This is a genomic window from Amycolatopsis sp. NPDC051102 (assembly GCF_040682815.1).
Classification (GTDB): domain Bacteria; phylum Actinomycetota; class Actinomycetes; order Mycobacteriales; family Pseudonocardiaceae; genus Amycolatopsis.
Window position 1 is genome coordinate 905,616 of the sequence record NZ_JBFBBT010000002.1, and the last position, 15,568, is coordinate 921,183.

Here is a 15,568-nt window from a genome sequence, read left to right on the forward strand (position 1 = left end):
ACCACCGCGACGTTCATGCCCGCTGCCGCCGCTTCCCGACCCTGCTCGACCGGGCCGGGATCGCCGCACGTAGGTAAAGAAGCGTTAATGTACGTGAATCACGGGTTTTGAATCCCTGGAGGAAAACTTCACCCCAACGGCTGATGGGCGCGATCATGGGGCGCGTTAGATTTCGTCTGCGGCTCCGGGATCCCGGGCAAGCTGCCTTGAGTGCCTGTTGCAGGCCACCTTGGGGGAAGGTTCGCTATGCCCGGTTTGTTCGTCGGCGCGCGCAAAAGATCCGTCACCGGGGCTTTGTCCCTCTTTGCCCGGGTTCTCGTTCTCCTCTTGAGCGTGGTCGCCTTGGTGGCGGGTGTGGTCTCGCCCGCGCAGGCGAAGCCCGTGGCTGCGGTGCGGCCCGGTCCCGCTCCCGCGGCGAAACCTGCCGATTTCGGGCCGGATGCGGTGAAATCCGCGGACATCGCGGTCGATGGCTGGGGTGATGCGCAGGGGTATCACCTCGAGGTCGGCCGGGAGAACAGCGGGTTCGCCTGGACGGAAGTCGCACTGATCCACCCGGCCGGGTTCGATGACTCCTCCTGGACCGGTTACCAGTGCCTGTCCGGGAACGGCCGGTTCGCCGCGCTCGCGATCCTGCCCGCCTCGGCGGTGAACACCCAAGCCGCACGCGATCACGGTGCCTTCGCGTACTCCGTCGACCTTGCTTCGGGCGCGGTGCGCGCACTCGCCGGCGGAGTCGGCTTGAAGTACTACTCGCCCGGCTGTGGCATCGACGATGACGCCGTGTTCACCGTCGCGGCCGACCAGAAGACGCGGCTGCTGACCGCGAACCTCGCCACGGGGAAGATCACCGGCTCGGTCACCGCGCCCGGGCAGATCACCTCGGCCGTGCCCACCCGGACCGGCATCGTCGGCGCCGCGGGGAACCGCGTGGTTTCCGCGCCTGCCATGGGAAACCCGGCCGTGATCGCCTCCCTGCCCGGCGCTGTCTACGACGTCCGCCCCTCGGCCGACGGCGGCGTCAGCTTCCTGCACACCGCGCCCGGCGCGAAGATCGCGACCGCGGCCCACGAGCACGGCGGCGTCGTCACGACCCTCGGCACCGGTGACCTCAGTCGCGTGCAGCTGTCCCAGGGCCGCGCGGGGCACGCCATCCTCACCGGCGCCACGCCGGCCGCCGCGGGCGTGCTGGCCACGGCAAACGTCACGGCGGTCGCGGACACCAATCTCGCCCGCGGCGCTTCGACGGCGTCGCTCGACGGCGACGCGCTGCTCGGCCCGGACGCCGACGGGCAGAAGTCCACCCCGGCCGTGCTGGCGACGAAAACGGGGAAGGTCTTCTCCCCCGCCGTCCCGCCGAGCTCCGCCCGGGTCGCCACGGCAGTACCCACGTACTCGGCAGCGCCCGGAAGCGCGGTCCAGGCGCCGCACCAGAACCGGTTGAGCCCGCAGGGTGACGCGGCGGCGGCGAAGGCGTCCCCGAACACCACCCAGGCGCAGACCCCGAAGTGCGCGGTGCCGCCGCTCAACGCCAACCGGCAGGTGATGCAGCCGAACCCGGCTCAGGTGAACTGGGCGGTGCAGATGGCCGAGCAGGGCCTGCTGACCGGCAGCGCTTACACGCGCCCGGCCGGGTTCGGCAACATGGGTTTGGTCGCCTACGCGCCGAACAGCGATTTCCCGCTGATTCCGCTGTCGCACCCGTCGGGTGGGTCGAATTCGGTGCCGCGGTCGATCTTCGAGGGCATCATGGCGCAGGAGTCGAACTGGTCGCAGGCCTCCTGGCACGCCCCGGCCGGCACCGCCGGTGACCCGCTGATCGCCAGCTACTACGGCGCGGGCGGCGACATCGTCTCGATCAACTACGCCGCTTCCGACTGCGGTTACGGCATCAGCCAGGTCACCGACGGCATGCACATCGGCGACCACTCGCTGTCCGAGCACGGCCAGTGGAAGGTCGCGGTCGACTACCAGGAGAACATCGCCGCCGGCCTGCAGATCCTGGAAAACACCTGGAACCAGCTGTACACGGCGGGGATCACCGCGAACAACGCCGACCCGCGGTACCTGGAGAACTGGTACTTCGCGGCCTGGGCGTACAACTCGGGTATCCAGCCGAACGCGGCCAACGGCAACACCACCGGCTGCACGCCTGGCCCGTCCTGCACCGGCCCGCACGGCACGTGGGGTCTGGGCTGGACCAACAACCCGGCCAACCTGGACTACCCGCCCAACCGCGACCCGTACCTGCAGGACACCTACGCTGACGCCGCGCACCCGGCGAGCTGGCCGTACCAGGAACGGGTGCTGGGCTGGACGGCGAGCCCGCTGATCCGCTACAGCAGCCCGGCCTACGCGAAGCCGACCTACAACGGTGGTCAGCACTGGGTGCAGCCCGCGCCCTACACCGCGATGTGTTCGCTGTCGGCCAACCAGTGCGACCCGAACGCCACCAACACCTCCAACCCGGGCGCGAGCCACTGCATGCTCAACGACTTCCAGTGCTGGTGGCACAACCCGGTGACCTGGATCCCCAGCTGCGCCACGACCTGCGCGACCAGTCCCTACGCCGTCTCCGGCGGGTCCGAACCGGCGAACCCGACGCAGAACCCGCCGACGTGCAGCCAGGACACGTCGAAGGTGCCGGGCGGGTCGATCATCGTCGACGACGAGCCGAACCGCTTGAACCTGCAGGGCTGCGGCGGCGCGAACTGGTCGAGCAACGGCACGTTCAGCTACACCTACGGCACGAACTCCGCCGGTGACCCGATCGGCGCGATCGACACCCACCAGCTCGGCACCGGCCTCGGCGGCCGGGTCCTGTTCACCCACACCGAAGACGGCTCGAACCCGGCGCTGATCAACACCGGTGTCTGGACCCCGAACCTGCCGTCGCTGCAGTACTACAAGGTCAAGCTGCACCTGCCCGGCCTCGGCGCGCAGGCCACCAACGTCGTCTACAACATCAACCCCGGCGGCGGCGTCTCGCCGTGGAAGATCCGCGTCAACCAGGCGTGGAACTCCGAGCAGTGGGTCACCATCGGCACGTTCGCCATGCAGAACGGCGGCAACGTCACCCTCACCAACAACGGCAGCTCGGTCGACAACGGCGGCTACGGCAACTCCGACTTCGACGTCGCCTTCGACGCCGTCGCGTTCGTCCCCCAGGGCGGCACCCCCGGCCAGCCCATCGGCGGACCGCCGGGGATCCGGGACGCACCGAAGGGGTCGAACCCGGCGTTCATCGCCTGCGGCTGCGCGCGTCGTACGGCCGGCGACCCCGTCGACACGTCAACCGGTTACTTCGGGCAGGACTTCACCGACCTGACCACCCCCGGCCGCGGCATGGCGCTGAACTTCACCCGGACCTACGCGGAGAGCGTCGCCGACCCGCACGGGCCCAACGGGGCCTTGGCCTCCGATGGTCCGTTCGGCTGGGGCTGGACCTTCTCCTACAACCTGACGGCCACCACGGACGGCGCGACCGGGAACGTCACCGTCAAGCAGGAAGACGGATCCTCCGTCACGTTCGTCGACACCGCCGGTGTGTACGCGCCGTCCGCGCCGCGTTACGACGCGACCCTGTCGAAGGCCGGCTCGACCTACGTCTACACCCGCCGCGGGCGCGAGATCTTCACCTTCGACGCGGCAAGCGGGCGGCTGACGGCGGAGACGGATCCGGCGGGCAGCAAGGCGACTCCCGCGTACCAGACGACGCTGGCCTACGACGGCTCCGGCCACCTGGCGACCATCACCGATCCGGCCGGCCGGAAGTACACGCTGACCTGGACCGGCAACCACATCGCCGGCCTGTCCGACACCGCCGGCCGCCAGGTCACCTACGGCTACGACGCCAACGGCGACCTCACCGACGTCTACGGCGCCGGAACCACCCGGACACCGTCGCTGAAAGACGACGACCACGCCCAGAACGGTTACGACGCCAACCACGTCATGACCTCGATGCGCACTCCGGCCAACTTCGCCGGCCCGGCCACGGCGGTCACGGCGATGACCTACGACGGCGAGGAGCGGGTGCGGACGCAGACCGACGCCGACGGCCACACCACGACCTTCACCTACGGTCCCGACGGCGGCCTGGCTGCCGGGCAGACCCTGATCACCGACCCGGCCGGGCACAAGACGCTGGACACCTACCAGAACGGGCTCCTGGTCTCGGAGACCAAGGGGTACGGCAGTGCCGACGCCGGGACCACGTCGTACACCTACGACCCCGTCTCGCTGGGGGTGAGCACGCAGACGGACCCGGACGGCAACCTCGAGACGTTCTCCTACGACGACCACGGGAACAAGATCGCGGCGTCCGACGCCCTGGGGTACACCACGAACTACACCTACGACGACGCCGGCAACGTGCTGGAGTCCGTCGGCCCCGACGGTGTCGCGACGGTCAACCAGTACGACCAGGCCGGGCACGTCCCGGCGAGCGCCGTCGGCGCGCTGGACCTGACGTCGACCACCGTCACCCGGGCGAACAACGTCGTCGAGTCGACCACGGGCAACTTCGGCCCGGCGCCCGTGCGGACGGCCGGGTTCTTCTACGACGATCCCGCGCACCCCGCCGACCAGACGCGCGCGACCGACCCGAACGGGAAGACCAGCACCTCGGCTTACGACTCCTTCGGGGACAGGACATCGGTCACCGACCCGGTCGGCGACAAGACGGAGTCCGGCTACGACACCGGCACGGGGTGGCTGACCTCGTTCGTCGACGCGAACGGCGTGGCGGCGGGAGTCGTTCCCGGCTGCACCCCACCGGCGAAGGGCTGCACCGCTTACCACCACGACCAGCGCGGCCACCTGACCTCCACCACCGATCCCCTGAACCACACCTCCTCGGCGACCTACGACGCCGACGGCAACCGGACGTCCGTCACCGACGCGAACAACCACACCGTGATCACCACCTTCGGTCCCACGGACAGGCCCGTGAAGGTCACCCAGGCCGACGGGACGTACCAGATCACGGACTACAACCCCGACGGCACGGTCGCCGACACCGTCGACGCGCTCGGCGCCAAGACCAAGTACGGCTACGACGGGCAGGCGCGCAAGAACTCGCGAACCGATCCGGACAACCGCACGACGGCGGTCCACCTCGACCCCGCCGGGCGGGCCCTCACGACGACCGATCAGGACAACCGGGTCACCACCTTCGGCCACGACGCCGCGGGCCAGGTGAAATCGACGACCTACTCCGACGGCGTGACGCCGAACGCCACCTTCACCTACGACCCCGCCGGCCACCGGACCTCGATGACCGACGGCACCGGGACTTCGATCTGGACCTACAACACGTTCGGCGAGGTCACCGCCCGGAAACAGGGCTCCGGGGCGACCGTCGGGTACGGCTACGACGACGCGGGCAACCAGACCACGATCACCTACCCCGGCCAGGCGACCCCCGTCATACGCACGTTCGACGACGCCGAGCGGCTCAAGACGGTCAAGGACACGAACGCCAACCAGACCGTGTTCACCTACGACAGCGACGGGGCACTGAAGACCACTGCCTACCCCAACGGCACGACCGTCACCAACGGGTACGACGACAACGACCAGCTGAGCTCCGCCAACGCCGTCACCGGCACGACCACGGTCCTGTCCATGACGTTCGGCCGTGATCCGATCGGGCAGCTCTCGAGCCGGACGACGACCGGGCAGAGCGCGGAAAGCTTCGGCTACACGCCGAGGGAGCAGCTGGCCTCCGCGGGATCGGCGGCCTACGGCATGGACGCGGCTAACAACCCCGTCACTGTCGGCGCGGTGACCCAGGCCTTCGACCCGGCCGGGCAGGTCTGCTGGTCGCTGGCCACCGGGAGCGTGCCGAATCCGACCTGCGCCGCGAAACCGGCGGGAGCCACGGCGTTCTCCTTCGACGACCTCGGTGAGCGCAAGACGGCGGGGTCCGCGACCTACGGCTACGACCAGGCCGGCGACCTCACCACGTTCAGCGGGCCCGGCGGCTCCGCCGTCTACAAGTACGACGGCCTGGGGCTGAGGACCGCCAAGACGGTGGCCGGGGTGACCACACCGTTCGTCTGGGGCACCGGGGACGTCCCGGACCTCCTCTCCGACGGCGTCAGCACCTACGTCTACGGACCCCGCGGCCTGCCGATCGAGCAGATCACCGGCAGCACCACCCTGTGGTTCGTCCACGACCAGGTCGGTTCCACCGTCGCCCTGCTCGACGGTTCGGGCGCTGTCGTGTGCCACAACACCTACACGCCGTACGGCGTGGTGAGCTCGACGGGCTCGGCCCACACCCCGCTGCAGTTCACCGGTCAGTACACCGACGCGGAATCCGGGCTGGTGTACCTGCGGGCGCGCTACTACGACCCGGCCACGGCACTGTTCCTGACCGTCGACCCCCAAGTGGCGCAGACGAACACCGCGTACGCCTACGTCGGCGGAAACCCGCTGAACCTGACCGACCTGAGCGGGGAATGCTTCATCGTCTGTCTTTCGACGGTGCAGTCCGCCATCAAGTCGGCGGTGAGTGCGACGGACAACTTCATCCAAGCGCATTCGACGGCGATCGGCTGGGTCGAGACGGGGCTGGCCGCGGTTTCGATGGTCACTCCGCTGGGCTGGGTCGCCACCGCCGCCTTCGTCATCGGTACAGTGGCGAGTGTCGCGACGACCGCATCGTCGTGCTACCACCAGCAATGGGGTGGCTGTGCGCTCGGTGTGGCCAGTCTGGGCTTGACCGCGGGCGGCTGGGCGGGTGGCAACGTCGCGAACAGTTTCGTTTTCGACGCGAAGCAGGCGTCGGGACCGTTGGCGAGGGCAGGGAACTACTTCATGGCGGGGTTCAGCAAGTCGATGTCCTTTGTGTCCAACCTCGGTTCGGTGGTGTTCTCCGGGGTGGGCACGGGGCTCGGCGACCGGGCCAACCACCTCTCGCCCGCGCAGTGCGATCAGCTCACCGGCGGTCACTGACGGAGGGGGTGTCATGGGACGGGCCGAGTACTCGGTGCACCCGCTGGGCGATATCAGGGCTTCGTGGCGGGTCAAGCGGAAGGTTCGGCGCATGCGCCGCGCGGGGCGGACGGGTGTCGTCGTGCACGCGCTGATCCGCACGCCGTCGCAGGGTGTGACGTTCAAGCAGACCTCCGTGTGGGTGTCCCGGGACCGGGACACCACGGGGAGGGTCAGCGCGCACTCGCGCCGCCCGAAGTGGCTGGAACTGCCGCCGGGCCGCCACTCGCTCGGGTTCCACGCCGCCCGGATCACCTCCTCGAGCGACTTCGAACGGAGCTTCGCCCTGGAACGGGGGCAGATCCTGGTGGCGATCTGCTTCCCGATCCAGCCCTGGACGATCTTCGGGAAGAGCCCGTCGACCGACCGCTGGTACCTGGGCGTCGTCTGACGGTTGCGGCTCAGCCCAGCACTGCCCGGAACCGGACGGGCACCGCCAGGCGGGCAACCGCCGGTGGCGCTCGGTCCCGGTGCCGCACGGCAGCCCGTCGGTGCGGCCCTGCCCCGGGACACCGGTCGTGGCCGGGCTGGCACACTCGGGCGGTGATCCTCGGATACGTCCTCGCCGTGCTGGCCGCCGTCGCCTCGGGCAGCGGCTCCATCCTGGAGTCGGCCGGGGTCCGGCGGGCCGGTGCCTTCGGCGGCTCGCCCCAGGACCTGGTCGCGCTGCGCCGGCAGCCGCTCTACTTCCTCGGGGTCGGGGTCGACCTGCTCGGATTCGTCTTCGCCGCCGCCGCGCTGCACCGCCTGCCGCTGTTCCTGGTCCAGTCGGTGCTCGCGTTCAGCGTCGGCGTGACCGCGACGATCTCCGCGACCCTCGGCGTCCGGCTGGCCGGCGCCGGGTGGGCCGCGCTCGGGGTGGGGGCGACCGGCCTGGTCCTGCTCGGCCTGTCCGCGGATCCGGGCCCCGCCCGCGTGCTGCCGCCCAGCTGGAAGCTGCTGCTGGTGGGGGTGGCGGTGGTGATCGCGGCGATCGCGTTCACCGCCCAGCGCCGGGACGGCCGCTGGGCACCGATCGTGCTCGGGTTCTGCGCCGGAATGGGGTTCAGCGCCGTCGGGATCGCGGCGCGGACACTCGACGCGTCCGGACCGGTCTGGCACCTCGTCGCGGAACCGGCGCTGTGGGCGATGATCGCCAACGGGCTCGTCGCGGCGGTGTCGTTCGCGCTGGCTCTGCAACGCGGCCGGGCGACCGCGGTCACCGCCATCATGTTCACCACCAACACGGCGGTGTCCTCACTCATCGGCGTGGCGGTGCTGAACGACCGCGTCCGCGAAGGCTTCACGGCCGCGGCCGCGGCGGGGTTCGTCCTGGCGGTCGCCGGAGCGATCGGCACCGCGCACTACGCAGCCGCCCACCGGACAGAGCCCAGTACGTCCGCTGCGTGAGCTTTCCGCCGGATCGCGCCCCGGCATTCGACGCTGCACAAGCGCGCCCGGCAAGAGGCGATGGCGAACATAGGTCTGCCACACCTTGGAGCCCTTTATCGATCATGCTGTTGAGCAGGATAAACGAGGTAGACCTCGACCGGCTTTAACTGAACGGCCGATTGACCCTGGGCGTATGCGGTCGTTCGTGGCATGATGCAACGTATGTTTGAACTGTCAACCTCGCGCAACTTCGACCGACCCCGAGAAACGGAGTTCCGCGCCACTTTGGAATTACCGGGATGGCAAAATCAGAGTGCCTGGGGTTATGACGAGCCGGCTGGCAGCTACTTCGCGCAACTGTGGCGCAACACGAATCAGGACGAAGCACAGCCCGATATCTGGCTATCCGGAATCCGGTCGAAGTACGCACGGCCCGGCAGCATTGCATTGGGGATCATGAGGTCCACCGGAGACGATCCTTTGACCATCGTATCCGCCATGGGAATTCTGGACCCCGCACCGAGGCTGAGGAGTGTGGTGGAGATCAGCAAACAGATCACCGCACTTACGCCGGACCGAAAAGATCCATACGAAGGAGCTCAGTGCGAGGCACTTCTCTGGGTCTTGACCGGCGTCGGCCCCGGCCCTGGTTCCGAGCGCGAGTGGCTGACGGGTGAGCCGAGCGCCCAACAGGTGGCGGCCGAGCATCACTTCGTCATCGGCCGCCTCTACGAGCCTGGTGGTGATCAGGACGTCTACAGCGGTGCCGACGAAGCGCTGATGTGGGCTCTGCACCGGATTGAGGGGTGATCAGCAAGTCCGAATATCCCTGGTGGCGGTTGATCAGTCGGCGAACTACGCCCGAACGACTGCACGTCCGGACCTTGTGCCGTCGCGGGACGGTTCGCGACCATCGTGCCGTGTGGGAGCAGGTGACCACTGAGACCGGCAGAGCAAGCCGACCGCACGGGACCGCGTCGTGTCACGAGTCGGCCTTCGGCTTGCACGCCCCCATGTCCGCAGCTGCCTTCGCCCGCCTGCAGCGGGCAGTCGGCAACGCAGCCGTCCAACGACTGCCTGTTGTCCAGCGCACCGGCCTGACCACGCCGGAAGAGGGACGTCGGCGAGTGCTGGAAGCCCTGGATTCCGCGGTGCCCGAGGAACGCGCGGCGATCGTCACGGCGTTGCGCGCCGCGACGGATGATCCGGCGATCATTTCCTTGCCGAGCCGGCTGGTGGCGGCGGGCTCGTTGACAGCGGTCGCGCGTGCCGATGTTCCGGCTTTGCTCGAATCCGCGCGGAATCTGCCGGTCGGCTCTGATCGGTCGGGAGTCGACAGCGACGCGGAAGCACCGCCGGAGCCGTCGGCACCGCAGTCCGCGGTCATCCCCGCAACGCGGTTGATGATGCCCGATCGTGTCCTGCACGACCGAGTTTCCCGTCGGTTCCCCTTGGGTCGCCGTGCGCTGAACTTCACCGTCGCCGGCGCGTCGCTGTCACTCGCCCCTGGGTGGGCGATCGGCGCGGAGATCACCGGGCATCTCGGTGGCACGCTCAATGCCGATGCCGAGTTCGGGCCCGTGATGGTGCGCGAGATCAGGGTGATCGGCCGGAACGGCCACGCCGAACTGCACGTTGCGGCACGGGCCCGCCTCCGGCTGGTGCTGTCCGGTGGTCTCCGGGGCAGTCTTCGCATCCCCGGTGCCGACGAGCTGATCAGCGTGGCGGGCCGGATCACGGGCACCGGTCAGCTTTCGGCGCATTCGGCGTCCGTGGTCGAACTCGACGTCATCGCGGACGGCGGCGCGCTGACGCTCGCCGGCGCTGTCCGCATTCCGATCGAAGTAACCGGCGGTGTCCGGGCCGACGCGTCGTTGTCCGGCGCTGCTTTTGGTGCGCCGCTCTTCCGCCGGGAGTGGCACCTCGGGGGTGCGCAGAACACGATCCGGTTCGGCGCGGAGGCAGGATTCGGAGTGCGCCTCACGCGCGGGAGGGAACACGGGCTGCACCTGGAATTCACCGCCGACGCGTTCCCGCTCGAATCGATCGAGCGATCGCTGGTGTCCGCTACCACTGTCTCCGGCGGGGGCGGTGACCGCGGTTCTCCCGACGGCGTGGCTCCGCCCAACCAGGGTGAACTCGACGAAGCCGAGGGGCGTCGGCCCTCGGCGGACCGTGAGCTGGACAATGAGATCGCCCAGTCGTACGAGGCGTTCCGTGCCCTCGGCGCGGCTGCGGGTGGGCGCGCGGCCGGCGTCATGGCTCAGGCAACCAACGGCTTCCGTACCGCGGCGTCGGGTTCACGAGACCCCGAACTGATTGCCCGTATCGAGGACAAATGCGCAGAATACCGGCTGCGCGTCGTCGGAAATCAAGCGCATCACGCGGAAAAAAAGATGCTGATGCAATGGGACGGCCCGTTCGGCGTGAACCGCAGCGTGTGCGACGAGACCGGGTCGCCGCCCGGCTCGGCGCATTGCGACGCCTTCCTCCGCGCATGGGCCAACGAAAGTGGCCGCAGGCGGGTCGTCACCGACCCGAGAGGTGTGTGGATCTACCCCGCCGACGGCGGCGCACCCGCGCGGAGGGAGTTCCCGGCGCAACGCTGACAACCAGAACCATCCGCTCGGCGCGTGCGGCGGGCGTGGGGCTCGACGGGCCTTGGCCGGGCGCCTGCGAGACTGGGTGTCGACGTGACGACGCGAAGGAGCTCGCGGTGGCCTCTGATGCCCTCGAAGGACCGGTGTCGAGCGGGCAGGGGCAGCCGGTCCTTGCGCTGCTGGACAAGGCCATCGGCTTGCAGGCGCCGCTGGTCCGCAGGAACATCGCCCGGGCCCGTCAGCGCAACCCGGAAGCGACACCGGCGGAGGTCGTGCGCACCCTGGAGCGGATGTACGTCAGTGCACTGGCGGGCACCGGGGCCGCGGTCGGGGCCACCGCGGCCGCGCCCGCCGTCGGCACCGGGGTCGCCCTGGCGTTGTCGGCGGGCGAGGCGTTCTCCTCGCTCGAGCTGAGCACCCTGTTCGTGCTCTCGGTCGCCGAGGTCCACGGGGTCCGGCTGGACGAGATCGAGCGCCGGCGGACGCTGGTCATGGGGATCCTGCTCGGCCAGTCCGGTTCCTCGACCATCGTCGGCAAGGCCGCCGAGCGCACCGGTCAGCACTGGGCACGCCAGCTCGTCAGCAAGGTGCCCATGTCGACGCTGAACCAGATCAACAGCGTCCTGGGCAAGAACTTCGTCACCAAGTACGGCACCAAGCAGGGCGTCATCGTGCTCGGCCGGGTGGCACCATTCGGCATCGGCGCGGTGATCGGCGGCGGCGCCAACGCCACCCTCGCCGCCCTGGCGGTCCGAGCCGCCCGGCGCGCGTTCGGGCCCGCGCCACAGTCATGGCCGGCGACCGAGTTGCCGCCCTCGGATCGTTGAGCACGTCCCGGGTCGACGCGACAACCGGTGGACCGGCACGTGCGACCCACATAGCCTTCCGTCGAACGGTATGACCTTACGTCCGAAGAGGTGCGGCAGACCTCGGTGAGGCGCTGAACCCGGCCGCCGGCACCCGGGTGCTCGACCTGGCCTGTGGCTCGGGCGAGCTGCTGTGCACCTGGGCACCAGGACAGCTGGGGCCGCTACGCCGCGGCTCAGTGGCTCAACACCCGCCGCTGGCTGGACGCCCATCCCGGCGACGAGCCGGCCGGGCAGCTGCGCGCGGAACTCGCCGCCGCTCCGGCACGCCACGCCCGGTACCAACGCCAGTATCTCGGCTGGGGCGTGTTCGTGCTGATGGACCGCTGACACCAGCGGTCGCGTGAGTCCCGGTGACCCGGCACCGGGACTCACTCACGTCGGCATGTGCGTGCCGTGACCTGATCGAGGTGACACCGGTCGGAGTGCGGTTGACCTGCGTCGGCAACGGCACAACGCCCTGCCCGGTCGCGGTGGCCGGTCAGCCGCGCGGGAACGGCGTGCGCAGGACACGCGAGGCGAGCACGGCGCAGACCAGCGCGATCGGGATCTCGACGAAGACCGCCATCCCGATCGCGGTGGCCAGGTCCGGGCCGGGCGCCGCCGCGGTGACGTCGAACCAGGCGTCCACGAGCAGCAGCACCGCCGTACCGACCGCGGTCAGCACGCACCGGCTGTCCCGTCGCAGCAAGAACCGGCCGGTGGCGAACAGCGCCAGCGCCTCGCAGCTGTCCAGACCGACCCAGGCGAGCGACCAATGCGCGTCCCGCACGCTGGCGGGCAAGGTGACCGAGAGGTAGCACACCCACGGGATCATCGCGAGCCCGGCCAGTAAGAAGGCGACACCGAGCGCCCCCGGCCGGCGTCTGCCGGGGCGGTCGGCGCGGGCGTCCGGACGCCCGCGCCTCGGCCGGGACCCGATCCGGCCGGGGACGGGGTCACGGCCGAGGCTGTCCGTGGCGGCGAGCATGGCGGTCGTCCCCTCTCCGCCCGGCGTCGGCGTCTGATGGTGCGCCGGGCACGATCACCACCCTGGCCGCCGTGGCCCGGCGAATCAGTAATGCGGCTTTCCGTTCCGGGGGTGGTGCCAGGTACAGGCCGAAGCGGGCACCAGAGCCATGGAGCACCGGTCACGTGGTCGATACCTTGGGGGCCATGAACACCGTCCTGGCGCCGATCGGCCGCTTCCTGCTGACGCCCTGGCGCGGGCGGGCGTGGCGCGACCTGTGGTTCGTGCTCCTCTCCTCGGCGCTGAGCCTGCTGCCGCTGGGTCTGATCGGGCTGCCGTGGGCGTTCTTCGCACCCGGCTACCTGCCGTCGATCCTCGCCTGCGCGTTCCTCCCGCCGCTGGCGGCGGTGCTGCTGGGCCCTCAGCTCACGACGCTGCGCCGGTACGCGTACTACGAGATCCGGGGCGCCCAGATCCCCCGGGCCCCGCACACGGCCCGGGACAAGGCGTCCGCGGACGCGCCGTTCCTCCAGCGGATGCGCGCGCGGCTGCGCCACCCGCGCACCTGGCGGCAGGCCTGCTACCACCTGATCGCGGGACCGGCGGCCCACCTGGTCGGCGTGATCGCGGGCACCATGTGGATCTCCGGGCTCATCTTCTTCGGCTGGCTGAGTGCGGCGATCGTTCTCGGCCCGAACTGGAACTTGCTGTCCATGCCGACATCCCTGGCGCTGTGGAGGGCGCTCGGGTGCCTGGTAGTGGTCTATCTCACGCCCTGGCTGGTCATGGCCTCGGTGCGCTGGGATCTGAGGTTCGCCACCACCCTGCTCGGCCCCAGCCGGGCGGAGCGGCTGGCCCGCCGGGTGACCGACCTGACCGAGAGCCGGGCCGCGGTGGTGGACGCCGCCGACGCCGAGCGCCGCCGGATCGAGCGCGACCTGCACGACGGCGCCCAGCAACGGCTGGTGTCCCTGGCGATGAACCTGGGGCTGGCCCGGGCGACCCTGAAGGACCTGCCCGAGGACGCCCGGACCGCGCTGGCCGAGGCGCACGAGGAGGCCAAGGAGGCCCTCGGTGAGCTGCGCGACCTCGTCCGCGGCCTGCACCCGGTGGTTCTCGAGGACCGCGGCCTGGACGCGGCGCTCTCCGGCATCGCGGCCCGCTCGCCGGTGCCGGTGCGGCTGGCGGTGAACGTGCCCCGGCGGGTCCCGCCGACGGTCGAGGCGGTGGCGTACTTCATGGTCTCGGAGGCCCTGGCCAACGTGGCCAAGCACGCCCAGGCGTCCGCGGCCCGGGTGGACGTGTGGCTGGACGACGCCCTGCTGCGGCTGTCCGTCGCGGACGACGGGATCGGCGGCGCCGACGCCGCCCGCGGCTCCGGGCTGGCCGGCCTGGCGCAGCGCGCGGCTTCGGTGGACGGCAGGTTCGAGATGGTCAGCCCGGTCGGCGGGCCGACCACGGTGGTGGTGGAGCTTCCGTGCGAACTGTGATCGCCGAGGATTCGGTGCTGCTGCGCGCGGGGCTGACCAAGCTGCTGGAGACCACCGGCTTCGAGGTGGCCGCCGCGGTGGATGACGCCGCCGGGCTGCTGGCCGCGGTGGAGCGGCACCGCCCGGAATTGGTGATCGCGGACGTGCGGATGCCGCCGACCTTCACCGACGAGGGGATCCGCGCCGCCCTGGTGGTGCGGCGGCAGTGGCCCGAGGTGGCGATCATGGTGCTGTCCCAGTACGTCGAGGAGCGCTACGCCGCCGACCTCCTCTCGACGAGCACCACCGGCGTCGGCTACCTGCTCAAGGACCGGGTCGCGGACGTGGGCGTCTTCCTGGAGTCGCTGCGCCGGGTGGCCGCGGGCGGCACCGCGCTGGACTCCGAGGTGGTGGCGCAGCTGCTGGTGCGGCGGCAGAACACCCCGCTGGACCGGCTCACCGGGCGGGAGCGGGAGGTGCTCGGACTGATGGCCGAGGGGCGGTCCAACGCCGGGATCGCGGAGAAGCTCGTGGTCAGCGAGAGCGCTGTGGCCAAGCACATCAACAGCATCTTCACCAAGCTCGACCTGCCCGCCTCGGAGGGCGATCACCGGCGAGTCCTGGCTGTGCTGCGATTCCTGGAGCGCGCGTCGCCGACCGTGTGAAGCGTGAGGCGCCGAACTGCAGGTGCAGCCAGGGCGGCCAGGTCGACGACGGACTCGCGGCTGTCTGCACGCCACGAGTCTCGTTGGTCATGCCCCGGCACGCGTCGAGCCCACCGGGCGACCTCAGCCCCGAGCGACCTCGGCGGTGTGCGCGGGGGTGTAGCGCTCGCCAGCCACCTGGTCGCTCAGCGGGTCCAGCGCGGCCAGCGCCTCAGCATCCAGGGTGAGCTCCAGCGCGGCCGCGTTCTGCTGCAGCCGGGCCGGGCTGCGGGTGCCCGGAATGGGCGCCACCGCCACCCCTAGCCGGTCGGCCTGGGCGTACACCCAGGCCAGTGCCACCTGGGCCGGGGTGGCATCCAGCCGGTCAGCTACCTCGCGCACCGTCTGCGCGATCTTCTCGTTGGCCTCGCCCGCCTCGCCGGCGAAACGGGGGTTCGTGCGCCGGAAGTCCTTCTCGCCCAGCGTGGAACGGTCCACGGTGCCGGTCAGGAATCCCCGCCCCAGCGGCGAATACGGCACCAGCCCAACCCCCAGCGGGTGATCATGCGCGGACACTCCTCCCGCCCGGCCGACCGGGCGGTACCTCGACGGCTTGCGAACGCCTCCGACGCTAGGACCTGGAGCGCGCTCCACGTCAAGCCGGAGG

Annotated in this window: 11 protein-coding genes; 9 read left to right on the top strand and 2 right to left on the bottom strand. The window is 70.4% G+C overall.

Annotation, left to right across the window (positions count from 1 at the left end; genetic code table 11):
- Window positions 1-333 precede the first annotated feature (333 nt).
- The 7 genes from AB0M93_RS10150 (at window position 334) to AB0M93_RS10180 (ending at window position 12,169) form a co-directional block, all read left to right on the top strand.
- A complete protein-coding gene (locus AB0M93_RS10150) occupies window positions 334-6,963 on the top strand; it encodes an RHS repeat-associated core domain-containing protein (RefSeq protein WP_364270531.1) in 6,630 nt (2,209 codons plus the stop codon).
- A gap of 91 nt (window positions 6,964-7,054) precedes the next feature.
- The gene (locus AB0M93_RS10155; protein WP_364270534.1) at window positions 7,055-7,393 is read left to right on the top strand and encodes a hypothetical protein; all 339 of its coding nucleotides are present in this window, start codon (window positions 7,055-7,057) and stop codon (window positions 7,391-7,393) included.
- Window positions 7,394-7,545: 152 nt separating this feature from the next.
- Window positions 7,546-8,391: a hypothetical protein gene (locus AB0M93_RS10160; RefSeq protein ID WP_364270537.1), complete on the top strand. Its 846-nt coding sequence runs from the start codon at window positions 7,546-7,548 to the stop codon at window positions 8,389-8,391.
- A 204-nt stretch (window positions 8,392-8,595) separates the two neighbouring features.
- A complete protein-coding gene (locus tag AB0M93_RS10165; protein ID WP_364270540.1) occupies window positions 8,596-9,183 on the top strand; it encodes a hypothetical protein in 588 nt (195 codons plus the stop codon).
- Between the two features lie 317 nt (window positions 9,184-9,500).
- Entirely contained in the window at window positions 9,501-10,982 is a 1,482-nt protein-coding gene (locus AB0M93_RS10170) for a hypothetical protein (RefSeq protein ID WP_364270543.1), read from the top strand.
- Between the two features lie 107 nt (window positions 10,983-11,089).
- Complete coding sequence (locus AB0M93_RS10175) at window positions 11,090-11,800, top strand: hypothetical protein (protein ID WP_364270545.1); 711 nt, start codon at window positions 11,090-11,092, stop codon at window positions 11,798-11,800.
- A gap of 153 nt (window positions 11,801-11,953) precedes the next feature.
- On the top strand, window positions 11,954-12,169 hold the full coding sequence (locus AB0M93_RS10180; RefSeq protein WP_364270548.1) for a hypothetical protein: 216 nt from the start codon (window positions 11,954-11,956) through the stop codon (window positions 12,167-12,169).
- 151 nt (window positions 12,170-12,320) lie between these two features.
- Here the strand turns inward: AB0M93_RS10180 and AB0M93_RS10185 are convergent, their stop codons facing one another.
- Window positions 12,321-12,809, bottom strand: a complete 489-nt coding sequence (locus AB0M93_RS10185; protein WP_364270551.1) for a hypothetical protein — start codon at window positions 12,807-12,809, stop codon at window positions 12,321-12,323.
- Between the two features lie 185 nt (window positions 12,810-12,994).
- Here AB0M93_RS10185 and AB0M93_RS10190 point away from each other — a divergent pair, with 185 nt between their 5' ends.
- Entirely contained in the window at window positions 12,995-14,278 is a 1,284-nt protein-coding gene (locus tag AB0M93_RS10190) for a histidine kinase (protein WP_364270553.1), read from the top strand.
- Window positions 14,266-14,922, top strand: a complete 657-nt coding sequence (locus tag AB0M93_RS10195) for a response regulator transcription factor (RefSeq protein ID WP_364270556.1) — start codon at window positions 14,266-14,268, stop codon at window positions 14,920-14,922. The genes AB0M93_RS10190 and AB0M93_RS10195 overlap by 13 nt, the downstream gene beginning before the upstream one ends.
- Before the next feature lie 123 nt (window positions 14,923-15,045).
- Here AB0M93_RS10195 and AB0M93_RS10200 read toward each other — a convergent pair whose 3' ends face one another.
- Window positions 15,046-15,555, bottom strand: coding sequence for an aldo/keto reductase (locus tag AB0M93_RS10200; protein WP_364270559.1), 510 nt, complete (start codon window positions 15,553-15,555; stop codon window positions 15,046-15,048).
- Window positions 15,556-15,568: the final 13 nt, after the last annotated feature.